At 70.7% G+C, this 23,661-nt stretch carries 23 protein-coding genes and 1 pseudogene; 11 read left to right on the top strand and 13 right to left on the bottom strand.

The window, feature by feature from the left end:
• Positions 1-127: 127 nt before the first annotated feature.
• From AB0J86_RS15765 to AB0J86_RS15755, 3 genes are all read left to right on the top strand, one after another.
• Positions 128-259 (top strand): hypothetical protein, encoded by a 132-nt coding sequence (locus tag AB0J86_RS15765; RefSeq protein ID WP_363857538.1) that lies wholly within the window; start codon positions 128-130, stop codon positions 257-259.
• A gap of 187 nt (positions 260-446) precedes the next feature.
• Positions 447-977, top strand: coding sequence for a GNAT family protein (locus tag AB0J86_RS15760; RefSeq protein ID WP_363857536.1), 531 nt, complete (start codon positions 447-449; stop codon positions 975-977).
• 206 nt (positions 978-1,183) lie between these two features.
• Positions 1,184-1,774: a DUF1684 domain-containing protein gene (locus AB0J86_RS15755; RefSeq protein ID WP_363857534.1), complete on the top strand. Its 591-nt coding sequence runs from the start codon at positions 1,184-1,186 to the stop codon at positions 1,772-1,774.
• Between the two features lie 68 nt (positions 1,775-1,842).
• On the opposite strand, the gene AB0J86_RS15750 is transcribed toward AB0J86_RS15755, so the two are convergent.
• Together AB0J86_RS15750 and AB0J86_RS15745 are read right to left on the bottom strand one after the other, a co-directional pair.
• Positions 1,843-2,043 carry a DUF397 domain-containing protein gene (locus AB0J86_RS15750; RefSeq protein WP_363857731.1) on the bottom strand — a complete coding sequence of 67 codons (201 nt, stop codon included), beginning with the start codon at positions 2,041-2,043 and terminating at the stop codon, positions 1,843-1,845.
• Positions 2,044-2,166: 123 nt separating this feature from the next.
• On the bottom strand, positions 2,167-2,448 hold the full coding sequence (locus AB0J86_RS15745; protein WP_363857532.1) for a hypothetical protein: 282 nt from the start codon (positions 2,446-2,448) through the stop codon (positions 2,167-2,169).
• 698 nt (positions 2,449-3,146) lie between these two features.
• On the opposite strand from AB0J86_RS15745, the gene AB0J86_RS15740 reads away from it, so the two are divergent.
• Both AB0J86_RS15740 and AB0J86_RS15735 read left to right on the top strand, forming a co-directional pair.
• Positions 3,147-4,028: a helix-turn-helix transcriptional regulator gene (locus AB0J86_RS15740; RefSeq protein ID WP_363857530.1), complete on the top strand. Its 882-nt coding sequence runs from the start codon at positions 3,147-3,149 to the stop codon at positions 4,026-4,028.
• Positions 4,021-4,218, top strand: coding sequence for a DUF397 domain-containing protein (locus tag AB0J86_RS15735; RefSeq protein WP_363857528.1), 198 nt, complete (start codon positions 4,021-4,023; stop codon positions 4,216-4,218). The genes AB0J86_RS15740 and AB0J86_RS15735 overlap by 8 nt, the downstream gene beginning before the upstream one ends.
• A gap of 539 nt (positions 4,219-4,757) precedes the next feature.
• Here the strand turns inward: AB0J86_RS15735 and AB0J86_RS15730 are convergent.
• From AB0J86_RS15730 to AB0J86_RS15720, 3 genes are all read right to left on the bottom strand, one after another.
• Positions 4,758-5,591: an alpha/beta hydrolase gene (locus AB0J86_RS15730; RefSeq protein ID WP_363857526.1), complete on the bottom strand. Its 834-nt coding sequence runs from the start codon at positions 5,589-5,591 to the stop codon at positions 4,758-4,760.
• A gap of 62 nt (positions 5,592-5,653) precedes the next feature.
• Positions 5,654-6,451 (bottom strand): alpha/beta hydrolase, encoded by a 798-nt coding sequence (locus AB0J86_RS15725; protein WP_363857524.1) that lies wholly within the window; start codon positions 6,449-6,451, stop codon positions 5,654-5,656.
• A 599-nt stretch (positions 6,452-7,050) separates the two neighbouring features.
• Positions 7,051-7,911: a patatin-like phospholipase family protein gene (locus AB0J86_RS15720; RefSeq protein ID WP_363857522.1), complete on the bottom strand. Its 861-nt coding sequence runs from the start codon at positions 7,909-7,911 to the stop codon at positions 7,051-7,053.
• 165 nt (positions 7,912-8,076) lie between these two features.
• Here AB0J86_RS15720 and AB0J86_RS15715 point away from each other — a divergent pair, with 165 nt between their 5' ends.
• Positions 8,077-9,072, top strand: a complete 996-nt coding sequence (locus AB0J86_RS15715) for an AraC family transcriptional regulator (protein ID WP_363857520.1) — start codon at positions 8,077-8,079, stop codon at positions 9,070-9,072.
• 879 nt (positions 9,073-9,951) lie between these two features.
• On the opposite strand, the gene AB0J86_RS15710 is transcribed toward AB0J86_RS15715, so the two are convergent.
• Positions 9,952-10,575: a hypothetical protein gene (locus AB0J86_RS15710; RefSeq protein WP_363857518.1), complete on the bottom strand. Its 624-nt coding sequence runs from the start codon at positions 10,573-10,575 to the stop codon at positions 9,952-9,954.
• Positions 10,576-10,695: 120 nt separating this feature from the next.
• Positions 10,696-11,559 carry a LysR family transcriptional regulator gene (locus AB0J86_RS15705; RefSeq protein ID WP_363857516.1) on the bottom strand — a complete coding sequence of 288 codons (864 nt, stop codon included), beginning with the start codon at positions 11,557-11,559 and terminating at the stop codon, positions 10,696-10,698.
• 81 nt (positions 11,560-11,640) lie between these two features.
• On the opposite strand from AB0J86_RS15705, the gene AB0J86_RS15700 reads away from it, so the two are divergent.
• Positions 11,641-12,375, top strand: a complete 735-nt coding sequence (locus AB0J86_RS15700; protein WP_363857514.1) for an SDR family oxidoreductase — start codon at positions 11,641-11,643, stop codon at positions 12,373-12,375.
• Between the two features lie 36 nt (positions 12,376-12,411).
• Here the strand turns inward: AB0J86_RS15700 and AB0J86_RS15695 are convergent, their stop codons facing one another.
• On the bottom strand, positions 12,412-13,110 hold the full coding sequence (locus AB0J86_RS15695) for an alpha/beta fold hydrolase (protein ID WP_363857512.1): 699 nt from the start codon (positions 13,108-13,110) through the stop codon (positions 12,412-12,414).
• 146 nt (positions 13,111-13,256) lie between these two features.
• Here AB0J86_RS15695 and AB0J86_RS15690 point away from each other — a divergent pair, with 146 nt between their 5' ends.
• Positions 13,257-14,102 carry a helix-turn-helix transcriptional regulator gene (locus AB0J86_RS15690; protein WP_363857510.1) on the top strand — a complete coding sequence of 282 codons (846 nt, stop codon included), beginning with the start codon at positions 13,257-13,259 and terminating at the stop codon, positions 14,100-14,102.
• A 73-nt stretch (positions 14,103-14,175) separates the two neighbouring features.
• On the opposite strand, the gene AB0J86_RS15685 is transcribed toward AB0J86_RS15690, so the two are convergent.
• The 4 genes and pseudogenes from AB0J86_RS15685 to AB0J86_RS15670 form a co-directional block, all read right to left on the bottom strand.
• A complete protein-coding gene (locus AB0J86_RS15685; RefSeq protein ID WP_363857508.1) occupies positions 14,176-14,922 on the bottom strand; it encodes a GPR1/FUN34/YaaH family transporter in 747 nt (248 codons plus the stop codon).
• Between the two features lie 478 nt (positions 14,923-15,400).
• Positions 15,401-15,973 (bottom strand): annotated as a pseudogene (locus AB0J86_RS15680) (general stress protein); the annotation flags it as partial.
• A gap of 98 nt (positions 15,974-16,071) precedes the next feature.
• Complete coding sequence (locus AB0J86_RS15675; protein WP_363857506.1) at positions 16,072-16,875, bottom strand: helix-turn-helix transcriptional regulator; 804 nt, start codon at positions 16,873-16,875, stop codon at positions 16,072-16,074.
• A gap of 69 nt (positions 16,876-16,944) precedes the next feature.
• Positions 16,945-18,327: a glycoside hydrolase family 6 protein gene (locus AB0J86_RS15670; protein ID WP_363857504.1), complete on the bottom strand. Its 1,383-nt coding sequence runs from the start codon at positions 18,325-18,327 to the stop codon at positions 16,945-16,947.
• Positions 18,328-18,641: 314 nt separating this feature from the next.
• Between AB0J86_RS15670 and AB0J86_RS15665 the strand changes: the two genes are divergently transcribed.
• Positions 18,642-21,581: a ricin-type beta-trefoil lectin domain protein gene (locus tag AB0J86_RS15665; protein WP_363857502.1), complete on the top strand. Its 2,940-nt coding sequence runs from the start codon at positions 18,642-18,644 to the stop codon at positions 21,579-21,581.
• Between the two features lie 75 nt (positions 21,582-21,656).
• Positions 21,657-22,163, top strand: a complete 507-nt coding sequence (locus AB0J86_RS15660) for a metallophosphoesterase (protein ID WP_363857500.1) — start codon at positions 21,657-21,659, stop codon at positions 22,161-22,163.
• Positions 22,164-22,178: 15 nt separating this feature from the next.
• On the opposite strand, the gene AB0J86_RS15655 is transcribed toward AB0J86_RS15660, so the two are convergent.
• A complete protein-coding gene (locus tag AB0J86_RS15655; protein ID WP_363857498.1) occupies positions 22,179-22,394 on the bottom strand; it encodes a DUF3072 domain-containing protein in 216 nt (71 codons plus the stop codon).
• A gap of 287 nt (positions 22,395-22,681) precedes the next feature.
• Between AB0J86_RS15655 and AB0J86_RS15650 the strand changes: the two genes are divergently transcribed.
• The gene (locus AB0J86_RS15650) at positions 22,682-23,656 is read left to right on the top strand and encodes a sensor histidine kinase (protein WP_363857495.1); all 975 of its coding nucleotides are present in this window, start codon (positions 22,682-22,684) and stop codon (positions 23,654-23,656) included.
• The last annotated feature ends 5 nt before the right edge of the window (positions 23,657-23,661 follow it).

Genomic DNA, 23,661 nt, shown 5'->3' with positions numbered 1-23,661 from the left:
ATCCGTCCGCCGACACGAGCCGGCGTGATCGGTCCGACCGACGCGCCACACGCCGGTCCACGGGCGCCTTGCGTCCGTGCCGCCCCGCCGCCGCTGCCGGGTAATGCGATGCCGAGGAGGTCAGGGGATGCCCCCCGAGAGCACGGAAATGCAGCCGAGCACCGTGGTCCACGCGGTCGAGAGCGAACGCGGCGCGCTCGTCGCCGTACTCGTCATGGTGGTGTTGGGTGTGGTCGGGATCTTCGCGGTCTCCGCGTAGCGCGCCCCTCCAGGAGCCGCGTCCAGGGCTCCGTCCCGGCCGGTGGTGGCCTACGTCACCACCGGCCGTGGCATGCGCGGTCAAGGTGGCGTGCCGGCGGGACCCGCGCACCATCGCGTGCCGGCGAACCGCGGGTGCCAGCGGAAACGGCCACGGCGGGTGCCATGGGGTGCCAGACTCCACCAGCGTGGAGCCCGTCGAAATCTCCGTACCCGGCCTGCACCTGCGGCCGTGGCGGTACGCCGACGCGCGGGACGTGTTACGGGCGCTGCGCGAGCCGCTCACGGCCCAGTGGAATCCCGCCCCGGGAACCGGCGACCTGGCCGGGGCGCGCGCGTGGGTCGAGCGGCGGGGCGACTGGTCGGGCGGCGACCACGCCTCGTTCGCGGTGACCGACCCGGCCAGCGGGGCGCTGCTCGGCTCGGTCTCGCTGCACCGCATCCACGACGGTGCCGCGTCGATCGGCTACTGGACGGTGCTCCACGCCCGGGGCCGCGGGGTGGCGTCGCGGGCGGTCTCGACGGTCACCGGCTGGGCGTTCCAGCGGCTCGGGCTGCACCGGATCGAACTCTGTCACGCCGTACCGAACCTCGCCTCCTGCCGGGTGGCCGAGCGGTCCGGGTACGCGCTGGAGGGGACGCTGCGCGAGTCGTACCGGTACGGCGACGGCCGGCGGTACGACGAACACCTGCACGCCCGACTCGCCACGGACGAGTGACCCCGGCCCGCGCCCCGCCGCCCCGCCGCCCCGTCGCCCCGTCGCCCCGTCGCCCCGTCGCCCCGTCGATCATGGAGTTGTGGCGAGGATAAGTCAGGCTAAATCCGGCAAGACGCCGACCATAACTCCATGATCGACGGGATGGGTGGGGTCGGGAAGATCACCAAGACCGGCGGGCCGGTCCGGGGTTGGCTAGCGTCGGTGGCATGGAGGACCTCGACCTGGCGGACTGGCGGCAGCGCGTGGCCGCCCTCTACCTCTCCGACGTCGACCTCGCCGGCTTCCGGGCCGCCCGCGACCGACTCTTCGCCGAACACCCGCAGTCGCCGATCCCGCCGGAGCGGCGGGCCGACTTCGCCGGGTTGCCCTACTTTCCGCCGGATCCGGCCGCCGTCGTCGAGGTCGAGCTGGAACCGGCCGACGGTACCGAGTCGATCGACACCGGCGGTCCGGACGGGGTGGTGCGCTACCGCCGGGTCGGCGTGGCCCGGACCGGTTGGGGCCCGCTGACCCTGTGGTGGATCGAGGCGTACGGCGGTGGTCTCTTCCTGCCCTTCCGCGACGGTACGGCGGGCCGGGAGACCTACGGCGGCGGCCGGTACCTGACCGATACCGTCAAGGGGACCTTCGGGCGGGGGCTGACGCTGCTGCCGGGCGACCGGGTCCGGCTCGACTTCAACTACGCCTACAACCCGAGCTGCGCGTACGACGACCGGTGGGCCTGCCCGCTGGCGCCGCCCGAGAACCGGGTGCCGGGCGAGATCCGGGCCGGCGAGTTGACCTACCCGCACGACTGAGTGAGCCGAAGCCGTACGAGAGAGAGACCCCCACCCGTGGGAGCTTCGGGTGGGGGTCTCAATCGGCCTCAGTTCAGGTCGAATTCGCCGTCCTTGACGCCGTTGACGTGGGCATCCCACTCGGGGCCGGTGAACGTCAGCACCGGACCGGTCGGGTTCTTGGAGTCCCGGAGCGTGACCCCGCCGTCGGCTGTCCGCGCCACCTGGACACACATGCCCTGGTCGTTCGACCTCGCCGTCTTGACGAACTCACCCACGGGCGCCTCCATCAGCTTGGACACAGTCCACCTCTCTTTCTCATTGAACGGTTTCTGGGAATAGCCGGCCGGGCTATTTATGTGATCAGCCCAGATTGAATGGGCGTGAGCACCGATTTTTGAAGGCCAAGCTTCTTACTGCTTTGCCTGCCACTCTCGATACGCGGCGGTGGCCTGCTTCGCGGGGATCTCCCGGCCTCCGGGTACGTACCTGTCCTGGAATTCGCTGCTCGATCCGACGGTCGACTTCCGCCGCTCGTGGTGGTCCGCCACCGTGAACCGCGCCGCGTTGAGGCGCCTGCAGCCAACGCGGGTGCAATCCGGGCACCTGCCGCCGTCCTGGTGATCGTTGACCACGCGCCCGGCGTCGGCGAGCAGCGCCGCGCTGTCAACCGGCTCGTCGGTTCCTCCGGGCATCACACCGCCTCCTCTTTCCAGGCGGGTTGTTGCGGGGCGGGTCGCTCGTGGGGGCAGCCTCGGTAGGCGCACTCGCACCTCGCCTGCCGGTCGCGGACCGGCGTTGGCGCTTCCTGGTTGGCGCGCCGTGGGTCGCTCTCGTGCGCCGGCTCGTCGTCCGCCATCAGCGCCGGCCCCGGTCGAAGCAGGGGGCGTGATTCGGCCTGGCCCTCGGACCGGCCGCCCGCCCGCCGCGTCGGCCGTGATGCCCGGCGCCGACCGGAGTCTTCGGCGCGAGGAAGACGACCGTGACCTTCCCGACCGGCCCTCCCGCGATCGGTTCCCCGGCGGACGGGCTGCCTGTCCGCGCCGGCGCGTGACCGGCTCGCACCTCTACCTCTCCGCCGTGCCGTAGGAAGAACGACAGCGAACTGATCTTCATGTCACCTCCTGGATCTGAGGGGCACGACGCCGGGCCTCCGACGGCCGGCTGATCCCACGACCACGGGGGACCGGAGAGACAGCGTTGGCACCTCGATCTCTCCTGCCGGCGAGCCAGGCCCGACGCCGTGCCTGGCTGTCACGCTTCCTGTTCGGAGGGTCACTTGCAACATCGCAGGACGCGAAACGCGGAAGAATATTGACGCTGTCTCATCGATGCTGGAAAGGTGTCGCAGAGTGCACTGTGTCGTGGCTGTACGTGAGGCATGGAGGTCAGCATGCGTGAAGTCGGGTCGTCGGTGCCCCGGCGCCAGCTCGGCCGGATGCTGCGGGAGGCGCGAGAGCAGGCAGGGTGGGGCGTCGACCACGCGGCCGAGCAGTTCGAGTGGTCTCGCCACAAGATGTACCGAATCGAACAGGGGGCAACCTCGGTCCGCAGCCTCGATGTAGATCAGATGTGCCGGATCTACGGCGTCGCAGACGACAAACGCGAAGCGATGGTGGGCCTGGCCAAGGAGACCAAGGCCAAAGGCTGGTGGCACTCCTACGGGGAGGTCATCCCGAGCTGGTTCGAGCTGTACGTGGGCATGGAGTCCGCGGCGTCGGCAATCCGGACCTACGACACCACCCTGATCCCCGGGCTTCTTCAGACTGCTGACTACGCCCGCGCCATCATCCAGAACCGGCCAGGGCTAACGGAGCGGGCGGTCCGTGACGCGGTGGCGCTACGGATGCAGCGGCAAGACATTCTCACGCGGACGAAGCCCGCACCGCCGATGCTGGAGGTCATGCTTGATGAGTCGGTTCTCCTGCGCCCAATCGGCGACGCTGATGCCTGGCGGGAGCAGCTTAACCACTTGATCGATACCCGCCGGGCGTACAACATCTCCGTCAGGGTTCTGCCACTGAGCATCGGCCCACACCGTGGGACCGACACCGGCAGCGGCTTTACCCTGCTTGATTTCCCCTCGGTCGGCATGCGTCCGCCCGAGCCGACGACCGTCTACGTCGAGCTTCTGACCGGGGCTCTGTACCTCGAAAAACCAGATGAAGTGACGGCGTACGATGCCGTCTGGGAGGCGCTCCGCGAAGCGGCGTGGAGTGTTGAAGAGTCGGCCAGCAGGATCGCGGCGGCTATAAGGGAGATCGGCGATGAGTGACCTGACCGGCGCCGTGTGGCGCAAAAGCAGCCGAAGCAACAGTCAGGGGCAGTGCGTCGAGGTCGCGGACAACCTTGCTGACGTGGTCGCGGTCCGCGACACCAAGGATCGCGCGGGCGGGACGCTCACCTTCACCCCCAGCGCGTGGAAGAGCTTCGTCGGCGGGGTCAAGGCCGGCTCGCTGGCCTGACCTGCCGGTCAAGGGGTCGGCCACCCGCGCACTTGGCCCAGGACCGAACAGGAGGGGAGCCGTCCGTCCGGACGGCTCCCCGATCTCTATCCGGCTTGCTTGCCGGTGCTCAGTTCCTCGTCCGGGTGATGAACGCCGATGTCATCAGCTCGGCCCCTCCGGCGCCGTGCCCCGTGCCCCGGCTCCTCGGGTCGCCGCCGTCGTTCGGCGCGGCCGCGACCCATCCATCGCCGCACGCGGCGGCAACCAGCAGGGCCGCCCGATGACATTTTGGCATCCGCTACTTGACATGTGCGTGTGGCATCTCGGTCAGCTTGCGTATCGTCGCGTGGTGGGCGGATCGCGGCAGATCAGTGCACTGGAGCGGCAAATTTCCGTGGCACGCCAGAACCGAGAGCCGATCGACAGCTGAATTTGCTGGTCCTGTGGCTGTCCGAGAAGAGAGGCGGGTGCTGGCACGTCTGTGGCGGCTTCCAGCACGGTCGGGAGTGGCCTCGCGGAAGGTCGGGTCCCACGAGGCCACATGTTCATCCGGGTCGTCAGGCGGTGTGGTGGGCCGCGTCCTCGATCACGTCCCGAATCTTGTCGGGGTGGGAGATCATCGAAAGGTGTGAGGCGTCGATTTTGGTGACGGTCGCTCCGGCCCTTTCGGCCATGAACTCTTGCGCGGCCGGGGGTATGGCGTGGTCGACGGTTCCGACAACGTCCCAGGAGCGGATGCTGCTCCATGCGGGCTTGCCGGACGTTTCGGTGAGGGCGGACGCCGCGAGGGGACGCTGCGTGGCGGCGAGTTGCGCGGCCTGGGCTGGTGACAGATCGTTGGCCAGGATGCTGCGGAACTGCTCCGGATTGACGTAGGCGTCGACGACGCCGCCGGCTGACGGCACGAAGTTGAGTGCATCCGGGGTGATCTGACTGCCCGGGAACTGCCCGGTCAGCGCGTTGAGGGTGTCACCCTGCGCGGGGATGAACGCATCGACGTAGACGAGCGCTTTGACGTTGGCGTTGCCGGTCGCCGCGTTGGTGATGACGAATCCGCCGTAGGAGTGTCCGACAAGCACGATCGGCCCGGAGATCGTGCTCAGGTAACTCGCGAGATAGCTGGAGTCGCTCGCGGATCCACGCAACGGGTTGGGTGGGACGTCGACCGTGTACCCGTCGTGTTGGAGGCGGCTGACGACACGGGCCCAGCTTGAGCCGTCCGCCCATGCTCCGTGGACCAGCACGATCGTCGGTTTGACCGCCGAGTTGCCGACGATGGTCGTAACCGCGGACGCGGCCGTGGCGGGGACGAGCGCGGCCGTGGCTAGCAGGGCCGCACCGAGGAGCACCGCGCGTACGCCTCGCCGGCGCGGTTTCCGGAGTGACTCCATGATCTTCCTTTCATCTGACTGGAACGTGCCGCATTGGTGCGGCAGCACGCAGAGGTGAGTGGTCAGCGGCCCTGGCGCCGGAGCCAGTCGAGCGTGTGGTCGGCGACTTCGCGCCACCTTTGGTCGAAGACCAGGGAGTGACCTCGGTCCGGGAACGACTGGTAGTCCGTGACGGCGTTGGAGCCGGCATAAAGGCGGTACGCGGCCTTGGCGACGACTTCCGGGACGATGTGGTCCTTGCCTCCGCCGATGATCAGCAGCGGTCCGCGGTTGCTGTTCCCGGTGTCGACCGCGGCCGGGGAGTTCTTGCTGAAGTTCGCGGCGCTGGCCTCGAACAGCGGCTTGCCTGGGCCGGGGATGGTCCACAGCTCGTAGAGCTCGTCCGATTCGCCTTGTGAGATGGCGTTGCCGAAGCCGTACCGGAACTGCTTCCGGGTGAGCGAGACGGCCTTGTGCTTGTTGCCTGGCCGCGAGAGCACCGGCAGACCGGATCGGATCTGCGCGAATGGGAGTGGCTTGACCCCCTTGATCTGTCCCGGATCGATGGCGACCGCGGCTGAGGCGTGCCCGTCCGCCAGAAGCTTCTGCGCGATGAGTCCTCCGAAGGAGTGGCCGACGACGATCGGTGCGACGCCGAGCTGCTCGACCACGCGTACGTAGCTCGCCGTGATGTCATCGATTCCGCGGTTGCCGACCGCGTCGGCATTCCGGCGAGTGGCGGCCACGGTGTCGGAGTCGCCGGGCCAACCGGGGGCGAGGGCGCGGTAGCCGGCCTTCTCGTACAGGTCCATCCAGTTCTGCCAGGAGCTGGAGTGAATCCACAGGCCATGGATGAAGAGGACGGGGATTGATGCGGACATAGCTATGTTTCTCCAAATTGATCGATAGGCTGATTGGTAACTCTGCGTAGCTGGAGTTCCGCAGATGCGGGCAGGGTCGGCACCGAGGTCTGTTTTTCGACCAGGTTGGCTGTTGCGTGGCAGCGAGCGGGCACATCGCCATACGGCCGTTGGTAGCCATTACTAGGGATGAATACCGAAAGCGCCGATGATCCCGGCGTCGCTGCGTGGTGTCGGTGTGTTGGGCGGGATCGCTCACGCCAACAGTTCGCCGGACAACGGGAGCGGGTGAACCGAATCATTGCGTTGGTGGTCGGTAGTTTGCGCTACGGCGCACCTATGTCGCGGTGCCCGCGACGCGGGTGCAGGTGGAACCAGGGCGGGGTTCAGGCGCGCCAGGGGAGGCCTGGCTCGGGGGCCGGTGCGGCGGTGGTCGGGAGGTAGCCTGTGGGTGGCCCTCGATGTGCAGTTCGGGCAGGACGCGCTCCAGGCAGAGCGGAAGCCACCTGTTGGGCCGGCCATGATGTGCATGACGGCCGGTACAGCAGCGGCCGGATCACGGTGGTCTCGAGCAGGATGGCGGCAGCCATGCCTACCTTGATCACCTTCGAGGATGCTGTTCAGGCGTTCCACCAGGTGGATAGGTGTTCGAGGGCGCCGCGGGCTTGTTTCGCGCCGGCGGCCGCGGCGATGTCGATGTATTGGGGGTTCAACATGTCGGCCGGGGTCTGGTAGAAGGGTTCGGCGGTGATGATTTCGACGCGGTAGCCCTGTTTGACGAGGGTGTCGCGTTCGCGGGTGAGGTTGTCACTGGGCAGCGGGGCGACGACCAGGACCCGGCCAGGGGCGGTGGCGCCGAGTTGGCTGACCAGGTCGGCGTTGGTTACGGAGCGTACGCCGCCGTCCATCCAGATCGTGTCGCCGACGGCGACCGGCGGTGCGATGCCGGGCGCGGCGGTGGAGCAGGCGACGGCGGTGGCCAGGGAGATACCGTCGGCCGGCGTCCACACGGTGGCGGTGCCGGTGGCGGTGTTGACCGAGGTCACCCGCAGTTGCCGGGGCCACGGCCCGTCGGGCAGGGTCGTCTGCCACATGGCGTCGGCTTGTTCGGTGGAGATCGGTGCGATGGCGGCGATCGCGGCCTGACCGATGTTGCGTATGGTGCCGAGGTCATGGCCGGAGGCAGCTGCGACGCGACGCAGGAGGTCCTTGTCGCCGTAGCCTGCGGCGGTGTTACTGGCGTGGTGGCGGGCGCGCGCGAGCATCCGGTGGGGCAGTTGCTGCAGGCCGTCCGGTTTCATGAGCAGCCAGGCTCCGGCGACCGACCCGGCGGAGGTGCCCAGAACCAGACGGGTCTGAGTCAGCGGGATTCCGTCGGTGATCAGTGCGTTCAGCAGCGCGGCGGTCCAGGCGACGCCGACCGGTCCGCCGCCGCCGAGGACGAGCGAGTCGGTGGATGCGATGGAGCGGGATTCAGTCATGTCGCAAGGCGTCTCTCTGGTGAGGCCGGAATCCGGTGCAGCTGCGGTGCCCCGGTGCTGGTCGACAGCGTCCGCGGGTGGTCCCGGGCCGAGTGGTGCCCGAAGTTTGGCCGGTCGGCCGATGTTGCCGGGTTCAGCTGGTGGAGCACTCCCAGGACAGCACCGATGGCGCTCGTGATTCTGACGACCAACCCCACTTTTGCGCTCCTCGGTCCTTTCGGTCAGGCAGTGTCGAACGTAGGGTCGAATTCCCTGTTGCTGGTTGCCTTTCAAGGACAGACGTTGGTCAGAAACGGACTCGGCGCGGTACGGACGCTGCCCTATCGCGCGGACGTCGGGGTGCCGCCGGGCATCGAGGTGATCGACTTCGCGCGGCTGCTCGCGCGGGCTGCCGGGCATGGCGTCGATCCGTACTCGCCCAAGCGGCCCGAGTTTCATCTGCTGATCGCAGTACGCTCGGGCACGTTGCGGTGCTCGCTGGATTTCACCGACCACGAGTTGGGACCCGGTGACTGGTTGTGGGCGCGGCCGGGCCAGGTCCATCGGTACGCCTCCGACCTGGGACAAGCCGAGGGGCGGATGGTCTTGTTCGTGGCCGGTTTCCTCGATCGCGCGACCGCGGAGGCAGCCAGCGCGGACAGGGCCGCCTGGGCGCCGGCTGCGGAGCCCGAGCCCGGGGATCGGCACAACTTGGCGCTGATGCTGCCCGTGCTGGAGGCCGAGTATCAGCGGTGGCTGGAGCAGTCGACGCCGCTGCGTCAGCAGGTGCTGCGGCATCTGGTGGCGGCGCTCGTGCTTCGCTTGGCCGACCCGCGTCAGCCGCTTACGCGGCCGGGTGCCGGCGCGACCGCGTTCCTGCGTTTCCAGGCCGCCGTCGAGCAGGAGTTCACCCGCAGCCACCATGTCGAAGACTATGCGGCCCGGCTGGGCTACAGCGTGCGGACTCTGACCAGGGCGACCCAGGCCGCCGTCGGGTGCGGCGCCAAACGTTTCATCGACGACCGAGTGCTGCTGGAGGCCAAGCGGCTGCTGGTGCACACCACGCTGCCGGCGACCTCGATCGGCGCACAGCTGGGGTTTCCCGATGCGACGGCGTTTGCGAAGTTCTTCCGCCAGCGAACCCAACGGACCCCTACCGAGTTCCGCGCCGCGGGCACCTGAGGCCGCGGGACCTCGACCGGAGCCAAGGATCGTGGCGGTGCCAAATCCGCCTCGTGGACCAGAGGCGAGATCGATGGGGAACGCGAATAGACCAGACACCAACTACAGCCGCCGCATAGCCGCCAAAATGGCCGCCTTTGTCACGGCCAAGGCCCACATCGGCTCCTACCCACAGCGCGCCTGGATGCCCCGGCGTAAGCGGCTGCGGTTGAGAATCGCGCATTTCTGGGGCAGATCCGGACGTTAGGCGGCGGCGGCCACGCTGGCATACCGGCCGAGACGACGACGCCACCGTCAACGCGCGAGGAGAGAGAATGCGTCACGGCATCGGCCCGCGTTAGGAACGCGCCTCCTGAAGCCTCGATCAGACAGTGCTAATACCAAGTCCACGGGCCGGCAAGCCGCCACAGGCGTCCACGCCAGCGTTCGAGCCGCGGATGCGAAAGACCTCGATATCGTCCAGCGCGTTGCCGGCACTGCCCCTGACGGGAGGCCGGATACGCACCTTGCGGAGCGGGCGACTACCCGGTCTTCGTCGAGTTGACCGTAAACCCTTGCCAGGTGCCCCAGATAGGCGGCGGCAGTGCCTGCACTTGGCGATCATCGTGGTTGAGCAGCGCCAGGTAAAGATCCTGCGCCTGACTCCATTTGCCGTCGCCGTGCAACGCGCACCCCCACCATGGCGTCGAGAGCAGCGCTGATGTCGGCGTGATCGAGAGCCCTTCGTACCGCAGCCGGCGTTGCCGACGGCAGATTATGGAAGGTGTCGTGCTGATGGCTCATGAACCACATCTTCGATCATGTCAACATCAGCCGACATCCGCTCATCGGCAGATCCGGATACCTGACGTTGGCATCCGGATCGTGGATCGTGGCCCCTCAGACGGCCGGTTCGCTGGTAGGCGACCGGTGGCCTCCGTGGGACGAGACCAGCGCGTCTGCCACGATTTCCGCGTCAGCTGCGGCGACCTCGGCCGGGTACTCCGGTAGCAGGTCGTCCCAGACGACCAGCCACGATCCGTACAGCTGGGCCTGTCCTTCGGGTCGAGCGAAGAACCAGACGTGCAGGTGGGCACCGCCATCCCCGATGCGGTAGACGTGGGCCCGCGAGATGTGCGGCAGCGCCTGCACGTGGCGGACGATACGAGTGCTCAACAGGCCCAGTTCGGCGGCCAGTTCGTCAGGTAGATCCGCCATGTCGTAGTGATCGCGCGGATACAGCATGAGTACTAGCGGGACACCTACTCGCGGAATCCGGACCAGCCGCCAGCGGTCGTTGAACCAGATCCCTTCGTCCCGGTCGCGGCACGCGTTGCAGTCCGACGGATCCTCGCCGTGCCGCATGGGCTCGGGGAGCACCGGCGGACGCAACGGTGCTACGCGCAGTCCGTCCAGCTCGAACGGGCTGATCCCCCATTCCGTCATGCGTGCCAACGGAAGCCGCCGCTCGCCGTCCGCGGCGGCGACTGCGTGGTCGTAGAACTCGTCCGGTCGCAAGGCCATGCGGCGAAGACTAGTACGGCAAGCTTCCAGGTGATCGAGGCCGGCGCCGGCATCGGGATGGCGGCGACGAGGGCGCTGATGCGGGACGCAGGAACGTCCGCCGATGTGGCTTCGTCGCCGTCACACCCGGCCAAGGAGCGCGGCCGCGACCGCGACGAACTGCTCGACCAACGGGCTCTTCTCGTTCGCCCTGGTGGCGACGACGACGCGGCACGGTTCGACGTCGCGTACCGGGACGTATGTCAGGTCGCGTCGCAAAGACGTGTACTCGTCTGCCAGCGGCGCCATGGTCAACGCGTCTCCGGCGGCGACGAGTTCGAGCTTGTCCTCGACGGTTGCGGCCGTGGGGCCGTCCGGGGCGGGCGAGCCATCAGGGCGGGGGTCGACGCGCCAGAACGCATCGAGGGTGGGATCGGGGTACCGGACCAGGGGCTCGTCGGCGAAGTCGTCCAGGGCGACCGACTCCTTGCCGGCCAGTCGGTGCGACACCGGCATGACGAGCACCCTGGGCTGCTCGTACAGGACGGTGACGCGGAGCCGGTCGGTGGACAACGGCAGCCGGGCGACGGCCACGTCGATCCGGTGGTCGGCCAGGGCCGTGGCTACGCCCGGTTGGGAAAGGTACGTCGTTCGCACGGTACGACCACGGCGGCGCAGTTCGCGGACCACGGGGGTCACGATGAGGTTGCCGGTGTAGCCGATCAGCAGCGGGTCGGAGCTACCGGCGGATCGGGCCCGCTCCGCGGCCCGCTCGGCGGCCCGCAGCAGCGACAACGCCTCGGGCAGGAATGCCGCGCCCGCGGCGGTGAGGTGACTGCCCTGGCGCGACCGCTCGAACAGCCGCACTCCGAGAACGTTCTCCAGCCGGCGGATCTGGCGGCTCAGCGACGGCTGGGCCGTACGCAGGGCAGCTGCCGCGCGGTGGAAGTTGCCGTGCTCCGCCACCACCGTGAAATATCGGATCAGGCGAAGGTCGACGTCCATCGGCCAATGATGCCTGATCGGTATCGCGGGAGGCAGAACAGGTCTTGGACGCGCGCTCCCCGCGCTCCCTAGCGTTGCCGCATGACTTCACGTACCGCGCTCATCACGGGCGGCACCAGCGGGATCGGCCAGGCCACCGCCGCCCTACTCCACCGCGACGGATATCGGGTGGCCGTCACGGGCTCCACGCCCGAGTCGGTCGGCGCGGCTCGGGCGCAGTTGCCGGACGACGTGGTCGTCCTGCGAGCCGACGCCCGCTCGCTGTCGGACACGGACCGGGTGATCGCCGAGGTCCGTGACCGGTTCGAGGCCCTGGATGTGCTGTTCCTCAACGCGGGGATCGTCCGTGGCATGCCGATCGGCGCGTACGACGAGGCGACCGTCGACGACCTGCTGGCCGTGAACTTCAAGGGACAGTTTTTCACGCTGCAGAAGGCGCTTCCGCTGCTGACCGAGGGGGCGAGCATCATCTTCACCGTCGGCATCGGCGTCACCCGCGGCATGCCGGTGGGGTCGGCCGCCGCTGCCAGTAGAGGCGCCCTGCTGGCCCTCGTACCGTCGCTGGCCCTCGAACTGGCTCCACGACGGATTCGGGTCAACGCGGTGAGTCCGGGCGCGATCGCGACGCCGATCTGGTCCAAGCTCGGCATGTCTGTCGACGCGGCGAGCACCGCCATGGCCGCGCGCATCCCGTACGGCCGGTTCGGCACCAGCGACGAGATCGCCGAGGTGGTCGCCTTCCTCGCCTCGCCCGCGGCGGCCTACCTGACCGGCGAGAACATCGTCGTCGGAGGCGGGTCCGGACTGAACGCTTAGGGCATGGCATCCGCTGACAGGCTGCGGCGGGCCGGACTACGCCAACTGCCCCGACGCCTCCGCGCGGCGCTCGTCGAGCAGCAGCGCGGCGACGGTCTCCGGAGCTTCGCGCATCGCGTTGTGGCCGGTCGGGAGGTCGTGCACCCGCCAGTCGGGGTCGGCTTCGAGTCGGGCCCGGAGCCCGGCGAACGGCGTGCGGTCCTCCCACCCGGAGCAGTAGACGAACTCGCGGCGGGGAACCTGGGCGAGAGCGCCCCTGAGCCGGATCGTCTGCAGGAACGAGGCGAGGGGATGCGGACGGCGGCGGGGGTCTCCGCCGTCCGGCGGGCGGACGGCGTAGCCGGTGGCCGCGGCGCCGGCGGCGAACACCTGCCGGTACCGCTCGGTCGTCGAGGACCAGCACGACTCGCCGTCGCGCGGCACGTACGCGTCGAGATGCACCAGTCGCGAGACCCGGCCGCCGGCGCGGTCGGCCGCGGCGGTGATCACCATTCCGCCGTAGCTGTGGCCCACCAGCGTCGCGTCGGTGAGCTGGGCGCGATCGAGGAGCCGCAATACGTCGTCGGCGTGTGTGTCGAGGTTGGCGGACGCGACCGACGCGCTGTCGTCGTCCGGGCGCAGACCGGTCAGGGTCAGGGCGTGCACGGCATGACCCGCGCGCTCCAGCAGCGGAACCACCGCCTCGAACGACCAGGAGCCGTGCCAACCGCCGGGCACGAGGACGAACGTCGCCATGTGTTTCTCCTCCCAAGCCGCGACATCGAGGCACGCTGCCCCGATGGGTGGCGGTTCGGTCGAGCACCGGGTGCGACCGAGCACCACCGGATGGAGGAAGTCTCACCGGGGCAGGGGATGGCTTACTACCGATAGAATGCCAAGAGATGCCTGTTCGCCGCCAACCTCGCCGGACCGCCGGAGTGACGTCGCACATCTGGCCGTCCGGCGGGCGCCACCTCTGGCCCTCCGGCGGGGCGAGCGCGGCGCAGTCTCACCCGCGGGGCCACCTGGTGTACGCGGCCAGCGGCGTCCTGGCGGTGCACACCGAGCGCGGTACGTCGGTCGTCCCCGCCAACCGGGTCGCCTGGACCCCGGCCGGGTTCACGCACCACCACCGCGCCCACGGCGACACCGACATGCGGATCGTCTTTCTCGCGCCGTCCCTGGCCCGGCTCATGCCGGAGCGTCCCGCCGTGTTCCTGGCGTCCGGCCTCGCCCGCGAGGTCCTGCTCGCCCTGACCGGCCCCCGCAACCACGACGACGCCGCGCCCGGCTACGACCGTTCCGCGCGCTCCCGCCTCCTCCGCGTCCTCGTCGACGAACTCCGTGAGGCACCCGAAGAGCCACTGCATCTGCCGGAGCCACGGGACGACCGGCTGCGGGCCATCGCCCGGATGCTCCACGAACAGCCGGCGGACAACGCCTCGCTGGCCGAGTTCGGCAGGACGATCGGAGCCAGCACCCGTACCCTCAGCCGGCTGCTCCGCAACGAACTGGGCATGACCTTCTACGAGTGGCGCACGCAGCTACGCGTCTACCACGCGCTCACGCTTCTCGCCGAGGGCCACGACACCACCCAGACCGCCTACGCCTGCGGCTGGGCCAACCCGAGCGGCTTCATCGCGGCGTTCACCAACATCATCGGCACGACCCCGGGCCGCTACCGAACCGGTCGCCAGAGACCCGACCGCGCACCCGAAGGCTCGACGGCGGTCGAGCCCTCCGGGTGATCCGTACGTGCTGATTGGCGGGGCCGGTCCGCGGCCGCCCGGAGAGCCGGATCGCAGCGGCCGCGGAGCCGGGCTACTGGCCGACCTTGACGCCGGGCTCGCCGGCGGTGAACTGGATGACCTGGCGCGGCTCGCGGCCCGGGACGTTCGCGCCCCGGATCTTCCCCATCGGCAGGATGACCCGGCGGAACGAGCCCTCCAGCATCATCGCGGTCGCCACGTACCAGGCGATCAGGGACGAGACGATGAAGAACCAGGCCCCGAGCGTGGCGATCCAGGAGATGTCGGCGATGCGGCCGATGGCTTGGCAGGTGGCGCCCGCGGCGAGCGTGGCCAGTACCGCGGAGACGCCGAGATTCTCCCCCAGCGCCGCTAGTGCGCCGGACCACGTGATGGCCGCCAGCGCGACGAACCAGAACCCGAGCGCCACGAAGGGCTGCACCGGGGTCAGGACGCCCGTCGCCACCAGCAGGAAGAGCACGCCGTAGGAGAGCCAGAAGGCGCCCCATATGCCGTGCATGGCGGTGGCGAGACCGTCCCGGGCCCGGTAGGCCCACATGCCGGCGAGGAACTGGGCCAGCCCGCCCGTGAAGGCTGCGAACGGGAAGAGGAAGTTCGGCGTCGTCGCGTCGCCGTACCAGCCGGCGAGGTTGGTGGCGACGACGAACGTCGCGGCGGCGAAGCCGAACAGCCCCAGGATCGACGGGGCGGCCACCGGTTGCAGCGAGATCTGCGCGTGGTTGCGCCAGAACTCGAACTCGCCGTCGTGGCTCTGGGCCGTGCGCGGCGGCGGTTGTGCCGAGTATGGCATCTGGTTCATCACCGGCTCCTTTCCGGCAGGTGCGCCGCGTCGCGCGGCTGGCCGAACGGCCAGTGCCGACTACCCCCCGTTCCGGTGACTACACGGAATCGCGGCGAATGGCCGGGTCGGCGGGGTTCCACCGGGAGCGGGGGGCGGACCCGCGCGACACGGCTCCGCCAGGGGCGTCGGACGCGTGCCCGGCTCCGGCGGGAGCGCGGTGGGCGGGCACGCCGGCACCCCGGCGCCCTGCTGGCGGCGCCGGGATGCCGGGCGGTACCGGAAACTAGCCCGGCTGGCCGGGCTGCTGAACCGGCGGCTGGACCTGGGTCGGCTGCTCCGACGGTCCCGGCTGCGGAGCCGCGGCGCCGGGCTGGTACGGCTGACCGGGCTGCGGACCCTGGCCAGCCGGGCCGCCGGGCTGACCCGGGCCGCCGGGCTGGCCCGGGCCGCCGGGCTGGCCCGGCTGCGGGCCCCGGTCACCGCCCGCCGGCTGCCAATTCAGCCGGGTCAGCAGCTGCCGGGCCTGCTCGGCGAAGTCGGCGTCCACGATGACGGCGTACTGGCTGGCGCGCAGCGAACTGGCGGAGGTGAAGTCGCGCTGCCCGCCCGTCATGGCGTGCGCGATCGCGCCGAAGATGGCGCCCCAGACCGCGCCGACGACCAGGGCGACGATGATGACGGCGAGCCAGTTCCCGGTGGTGAAGATGCCGAAGAGCAGGCCGATGAAGAGGCCGAACCAGGCGCCGCTGGCCGCGCCGGCCAGGGCCGCCCGGCCGGTGGTCATCCGGCCCAGCACGGTCTCCACCAGGGTGAGGTTGGTGCCGATGATGGCGGTGTGCTCCACCGGGAAACGGTTGTCGGCGAGGAAGTCCACGGCCCGCTGGGCGGACGGGTAGTCCTGGTACGTCCCGACGGTGACGGTGGGCCGGCTCAGCTGCGAGGCCGCGTTTCCGTCCGGTACCGCCGGCCGGCCGCTGGGCCCCGGCGGCAGGTTGCCGCCACCTGGCATGCCCGGCACCCCCGGCACGCCCGGGCGCCAGCCGGAGGTCGGAGTCGTGGGTGTGGTCATGGTGCGCCTCCTTCGTCAACCGACCCATTTCCCCGCATCGCTGCCGTGGTAACCCGCCCGCGCCCGCGCGGGTTACCGCCAGGAGGCCGGGTAACCGGTCAGCCGCGCAGGAAGGCGGCGGTACGGTCGTCGGCGGGAAAGAAGGACTCGATGGACAATTCGGCCACGGTGATGTCCAGTGCGGTGCCGAAGGTCGAAACCGTGCTCACGAAGGTCAGCTCGCCCTCCGGGTGCCGCAGCCGCAGCGGTACCGCCACGTCGCCCGGGCCCGGCAGCTCCGCCTCGGGTTCCGGCTGGTCGCACGGGTACGCCCGCAGCTCCTCGTAGAGTTCGGCGAGTTCCGGGTCCTCGGTCAGGTCGAGCTGGCGGCGCAGCCGCCCGAGCAGGTGTGCCCGCCACTCGCCGAGGTTGGCGATGCGGGGCGCCAGCCCCTCCGGGTGCAGCGTCAGCCGCAGCGCGTTGGCGGGCGCGGCGAGGAGGTGCGGCGCGACGCCGCCGGTCAGCAGGGCGATGCCGGCGTTCGTCTCGACCAGCCGCCAGAGCCGGTCCACCGCGACGGCGGGGAACGGCTCGTGCGCGGCCAGCACCCGGCGTACGGCGGCCCGGATCGGCGCGAGCCGGGGCGAGTTCAGCGCCGTCCGGGCGTAGACCGGCGCGTAGCCGGCGGCCAGCAGCAGATCGTTGCGCTCGCGCAGCGGCACGTCGAGCCGCTCGGCCAGCCGGAGCACCATCTCCCGGCTCGGCCGGGCCCGTCCGGTCTCCACGAAGCTCAGGTGGCGGGCGGAGATGTCGGCGGCGATGGCGAGGTCGAGCTGGCTGAGCCGACGCCGCTCACGCCAGGCGCGCAGCAGCTGCCCGACGGGGCGGCGCAGCTCGGTACCGAGGGGCGGGGCGCTGCTCATCCGCCGATGGTACGGCGGGACGCCGACCGTCCCGCCGTACCGTGGCACCGCTCACGCCCGTCCGGCGGTTCAGCTGGTGCAGGCGGCTCCGTTGAGGGCGAAGCCGCTGGCCGGGGGCAGCGTGCCGGTGTAGCTGCCCTGGAAGCCGAAGCTGGTGCTGCCGCCCGCCGGCAGGGCCGCGTTGTAGGCGACGTTGCGGGCGGTGAGCTGGGTGCCGGACTGGCTCCAGACCGCGTTCCAGCCGTTGGCCAGCGTCACGTTCGCGCCGACCGTGAAGGTGAGGGTCCAGCCGTTGACGGCGGTCGGGCCGTTGGTGAGCCGCACCTCGGCGGTGAAGCCGCCGGTCCACTGGTTGACGCTGTAGGCGACCCGGCAGCCGCCGGCCGGCGGGGTGGTCGCGGGCGGCGTCGTCGCGGGCGGGGTGGTGGCCGGGGGAGTCGTGGCCGGCGGAGTGGTCCGCGGCGGCGTGGTGGGCGGGTTGCCGGCCGCGATCGCCAGGTCGTACGCCCGCTGCGGCACGAACTGGCCGGCCGGGGCGATGCAGCCGTCGGACTCGCCGGGCAGCTTCACCCAGAGGAACGCGTCGACCGCCGCGTCGCCGGTGTTCGTGGTGCTGGCGGTGCCGATGGCCCGACCGGCCGGGTCGCACCACTCGGTGCCGGCGGGGCCCCGGCCGTTGCGGCTGGTGTCCACGACGATCTTGAGTCGGGAGACACCGGTCGCCGCGACGACGGCCTTGGCGTAGGTCACCGACTCGGCGGTGGTCCGGTAGTTGGAGACGTTGACCGAGATGCCGTCGGCGCTGTTGGCGATGTCGGCGCCGACCAGGCGACTGGCCATCTCGGACGGGCTGAGCCAGGCCGAGTTCGCCGCGTCGAAGTAGACCTTGGCCTGGGCCGAGCCGGCCTTGAGCTGCCGACCGGCGTACGCCATCGAGGCGCGGGTCTCGGCCTGCTGCGAGGCGTTCTGGCAGTTGGACATCAGCGCCAGCACGTCCGGTTCGAGGACGATGCTGGCCGGACGGCCGGCGAGCCCGGCGGCGACCTGGTCGATCCACTGCCGGTACGCGGTGTGGTTCGGGGCACCCCCGCCGCTGGCGCCGCCGCAGTCCCGGTTGGGGATGTTGTAGACGACCAGGATCGGGATCTTGCCCGCCGCCGCGGCGGCGCCGACGAAGGCGTCCACCTGCCCCCGTACCGTGGTGGGGTTGTTCTGGGTGAACCAGCGGGCCTGCGGCACGCTGGCGATCCGGTCGCGGATGACGGCGGCCCGCGAGTCGGAGGGGTTGGCGGCGACCCAGAGCGCGCCGGCGGTCGCCGGGTCCACGTAGAAGGCCGAGTCCGCCGCCTGCGCGGCGGGGGGACGCAGCAGGCCGACGCCGAGCGTCGCCGTGGCCGCCACCGCCAGGACGGCGCTGGCGCCGGCCGCGGTGAGCGCGGGTCTTGCGCGCATACGGTGTGCTCCTTCCGGGGCAATTGCATTGACAGAATTGACTGGAAGCGCTCCCACGGATATCAGAACACGGTACGGGCATGTTGCGGCGCTGTGAAGGGCTGATGTCCGCCCGAAGTGACATTCAGGAATATAAGTACATCCCTGGCGCCGGGCCCCTGGTTAGGGCGGGAACTTCTGTAGCGGCGTGAAGAACTTTCGGTTCGGGATGCGGAAACACTGGGGCGACGCAGTGAAAGTCGCTAATGTCTCCTGCACCATCGCGGTGCTCCTCCAGTCGGCGGGAGCGGCACCGTCCGTCCCGAGGAGGAACCGTGTCACGCACCCCGCGCCGACGAACCGTCCTCTCCGCAGTGCTGCTCACCGCCGCGGCCTCGTTCGCCACCGCGGCACCCGCCGCGGCCTCGTCCGCCACCGCGACCCCCGCCGCGGCCACCGCCGCCCGGGGTTTACCCGCCGCCGAAGCGCCCGCGTCGGCCGAGGCGCCCGCCGCCCCGGCCGCGGCACCGCCGCCGACCAGCGGCTTCGAGAAGGTCAAGCTCGACGGCGGGCTCTCCATGGGCGAGCCGATCGAACTGGCCGTCCTGCCCGACGGCAAGGTGCTCTACATCAACCGTGGCACCAGCGCCGGCGGCGGTCAGGTCCGGCTCTACAACCCGGCCACCGCCGCGACCACGGTGGCGCTGACCCTCCAACTGGACGCCCGGTTCGAGGACGGTCTGATCGGGATCACGCTGCATCCCAACTTCGCCACCAACCGCTGGGTCTTCGTCTTCTACTCGCCCAAGGTCACCCCGCTGGTGAACCGGATCTCGCGGTTCACCTTCAACCCGAGCACCCTCGTGCTCGACCCGGCGAGCGAGGACATGATCATCGAGTGGCCGACCGAGCGGAACCTCTGCTGCCACTCGGCCGGCTCGATGTCCTGGGACAGCGCCGGGAACCTGTACTTCGCGGTCGGCGACAACACCAACTCGGGCGGCGACTCCGCCGGCATGGCCCCGATCGACGAGCGCACCAGCCGCGACCCGCAGTACGACGCGCAGCGCACCTCCGGCAACGCCAACGACCTGCGCGGGAAGATCAACCGGATCCACCCGGAGAACAACGGCACCTACACCGTCCCGGCCGGTAACCTCTTCGCCCCCGGCACCCCGGGCACCCGTCCCGAGGTCTACGTGATGGGGGTGCGCAACCCGTACCGGATCTGGGTCGACCGCAAGGCGGGCAACACCCTCTACTGGGGCGAGGTCGGCCCGGACGCCGGCGCCACCATCGCCAACCGTGGACCCGCCGCGTACGACGAGTTCAACCGGGCCACCGGACCGGGCAACTACGGCTGGCCCTACTGCGGCGGCCCGAACGTCGCCTACAACGACTGGGACTTCGCCGCGAACGCGCCGCGCGGCTGGTTCCCCTGCGGCGGCTCGACCGGACCGGTGAACAACTCGCCCCGCAACACCGGTATCCAGCAGCTGCCGCCGACCAGGCCGGCGCTGGTCTGGGAGCAGCACGGCGGCAGCCGCGAGTGGCCGCAACTGGACAACCCGGGCGGCTGCGGCTCACCCAACCACGTCGAGGTCTACCACTACGACGCCAACCTCAACTCGCCCAACAAGTGGCCGCAGTACTACGACAACAAGTGGCTGATCTCCGAGTACTGCCGCAACTGGATCAAGGAGGTCCAGTTCGACAACGGCAACCCCGCCACCGGTACGCCCACCGCCATCGAACCGGTCCTGGCCGGGATGAGCCTCGTGCACCCGATCGACGCGGAGTTCGGCCCGGACGGCTCGCTCTACCTGCTGGAGTACGGCAGCGGGTACTTCTCCGGCGCGGCCGACGCGGGCCTCTACAAAATCAACTACGTCCAGGGCGGCCGTTCGCCGATCGCCCGCGCCACGGCCAGCGTGGACAACGGCCTCGCCCCGCTGACCGTCGCCTTCTCCAGCGCCGGCAGCTCCGACCCGGACGGCGACCCGCTGCGCTACGCCTGGGACTTCGACAACAACGGCACCACCGACTCGACCGCGGCCAACGCCTCGTACACGTACACCACCAACGGGGACAAGCGGGCCCGGCTCACCGTCGACGACGGGACGGGACGCACCGCCACCACCCTGGTCCCCGTGGTGGTCGGCAACAACCGGCCCACGGTCAACCTCGGCGGGCTGCCGGCCGGCGGCCTGTTCGGCTGGACGGACCACCTCACCGCGACCGGCTCGGCCACCGACCCGCAGGACGGCACGATCCCCTGCGGCAACGTGGTGGTACGCGCCGCGCTGGGCCACCAGGAGCACGCGCACGAGGAGGGGGAGGGGACCGGCTGCGGCGCCACCTTCGACACCGGGCCCGTGCACGCCGGCCCGGACTCGGTGCTCTTCTTCGTCATCCGGGCCAGCTACACCGACCGGGGCGCCGCCGGCAGCGTGCCGCTGACCGGGGAGAAGGAGATCACCCTCTGGCCGAAGCAGTGGCAGGCCGAGCACTACGCGCAGCTCAACGGCCCGGCGGTGATCAACGCCTCCGGCGCCGAGGGCGGCCGGCGGCTCGGCGACATCCAGAACGGCGAGTGGGTCCGACACCACGCCGTCAGCCTCAAGGGCATCACCGGCGTACGGGCCCGGGTCTCGTCCGACAAGGCCGGCAACGTCGCGTCGTTCCGGTTCGACTCGCCGACCGGTCCCGAGGTGGCCCGGGTGACGGTGCCGAACACCGGTGGCTGGGACAACTACACCGAGGTCACCGCGCCGGTCACCAGGCCCGACGACGGTACGCACGACCTCTACGTCGTCTTCACCGGTGGCAGCGGGGCCCTGCTCGACCTGGACAGCTACACCTTCACCGGTGCCGGCGTCGGCACCCCGACCGGCCCGCGCAGCGGGGCGCTCAAGGCGCTGGGCAAGTGCGCGGACATCAACGCGGCCGGCACCGCCGACGGTACCCGGGTGCAGATCTGGGACTGCAACAACGCCGCCCAGCAGACCTGGACGGTCGGCGCCGACGGCACCGTACGCGGGCTCGGCAAGTGCCTCGACGTGCAGGCCAGCGGCCTGACCAGCGGTACGAAGGTGCAGCTGTGGACCTGCAACGGCACCGGGGCGCAGCAGTGGACGCCGGCTGCCAACGGCGCCCTGCGCAACCCCCAGTCCGGGCGCTGCCTCGACATCCCCGGCTCCGACACCACCAACGGCAACCAGTTGCAGATCTACGACTGCAACGGCACCGGGGCCCAGAACTGGACCCTGCCCTGACGGTAAGGACCGTCTCCTGACCCCCGGTCCCGGTCGGCGCCGCGCAAGCCGACCGGGACCGGGCAGGATGGACGGATGCGCCTGGTCATCACCGCCGACACGCACGTACCGAAGCGGGCCCACGACCTGCCGGCGCCGCTGTGGGAGGCGATCGACGCGGCGGACGTGGTGATCCACGCCGGCGACTGGGTGGCGGAGCCGCTGCTCGACGCGATCGAGGCGCGGGCCCGGCGGCTCGTCGGCGTGTACGGCAACAACGACGGGCCCGGGCTGCGGGCCCGGCTGCCCGAGGTCGCCCGGGTCGAACTGGACGGCCTGCGCCTGGCCGTGGTGCACGAGACCGGCGCGCGTACCGGGCGGGAGCAGCGCTGCGCCGCCCGGTTCCCCGACCGCGACCTGCTCGTCTTCGGCCACTCGCACATCCCGTGGGACACCGTCGCCCCGGGCGGGCTGCGGCTGCTCAACCCCGGCTCGCCGACCGACCGGCGGCGCCAGCCGTACGCCACGTTCCTCACCGCCGAGGTGGCCGGCGGGCGGCTCGACCGGGTACGCCTGCACCGCCTGCCGCCCCGCCGGCCCTGACCGGGCCGACCGGCCCTACTGGCCCCGGCCGGTGCGCTCCTGCAACTCCTCGATGCGTCGGGCCGCCTCGGCCTTGGTCAGCTCCTCCGGCGGCTCGGTACCGGCCTCCCGCGACAACGTCTGCAGGTACGACTCCTGCGCCGCGGTCCACGGCTCGTCGCCGGTGACCCAGTCGTCGGGGTCCTTCACCGCCGCGTCCGGGTTGGCGTGCGGGCTGTTCCGGTCGGACATCAGGGTCACCTTCCGTTCGCATCACGTGCCGTCGAACCTGCTCCGCCCGGTGCGCCGAGCCGGAGCCTCCGTTGCCTGGCGTTCGAACGGGCGGCTCGCCCGGCGTTCGAACGTGCGTCCCAATACCCCGCCGCCCGCCGGTTCATGCCGGCACAGCGGACCGGGATCGGCCGTCCGGACGGGCTACGCCACGTCATCGGCCGATCTACCGACGGAAACCCGATCTCGCTCACCCCGACACGGAGGATGGCGCGTAGGGTACGCAGCGGAGGGGAGGCCAGCGTGCGGTGCTCGACGGGGGAACGGGGCAGCGGATGACCGGCGCGCCGGGAGGGAGGTCCACCGCGAAGTCGCTGCGCCACCAGGCCCTGCTCTACTCGGGCGACCACGACTATCTCCGCGGCATCCGCGACTTCGTGGACGCGGGGATCGCGGCGGGGCAGCCGGCGCTGATCGCCGTACCGCCGCACCGGCTCGACCTGCTGCGCGAGGCGTACGCCGCGAGCCCCGACGTCCGGCTGGTCGACATCGGCGACGTCGGGCGCAACCCGGCCCGCATCCTCCCCGGCCTGCTCTTCCCGTACCTGGCCGAGCAGGCGGGCCGGCCCGCGCGCATCGTCAGCGAGCCGATCTGGTCCGGCCGGCCGGTCGCCGCCTACCCCCGCTGCGTGCAGCACGAGGCGTTGACCAACATCGCGCTGGCCGACGAGGCGGTCAGCGTCCTCTGCCCGTACGAGGCGACCGCGCTCGGCGCCGACGTCATCGCGGACGCGGCCAGCACCCACCCGGTGCTGATCCGCGACGGTGACGCCCGGTCCAGCCCCGGCTACGGCCGCCCCGAGTCCGTGGTGGACGCCTTCAACCGCCCGCTGCCGGAGCCGACCTTCCCGCCGTCGACGCTGCTCTTCGACGCGGCCGGCCTCTCGGGCATGCGGGCGCTGGTCGCGGCGCTGGCCGAGGAGGCCGGCCTGAAGCCCGAGCGGGTCGGCGAACTCCAGCTCGCGGTCAACGAGATCGCCACCAACGCGGTGACCCACTCCCCGCGCGAGCCCGCGGTGCTGCGCGTCTGGGCCGATCCCGACGGGATGGTCTGTGAGGTGATCGGCTCCAGCGTGCTGACCGACCGGCTCGCCGGCCTCGTCCCGCCGTCGCCGACCAGCGACCGGGGGCGCGGGCTCTTCCTGGTCAACTACCTGTGCGACCTGGTGCACGTGCACACCGACGACCGGTCGACCACGGTCCGCGTACACATGGGCTGGTAGCGGCC

Origin of the sequence: Micromonospora sp. NPDC049559, from assembly GCF_040676675.1 — a bacterium.
In the GTDB taxonomy this organism is placed as follows: domain Bacteria; phylum Actinomycetota; class Actinomycetes; order Mycobacteriales; family Micromonosporaceae; genus JBFAPK01.
The sequence above is the reverse complement of the archived record's forward strand: the minus strand, read 5'-3'. Positions and strand labels throughout refer to the sequence as shown.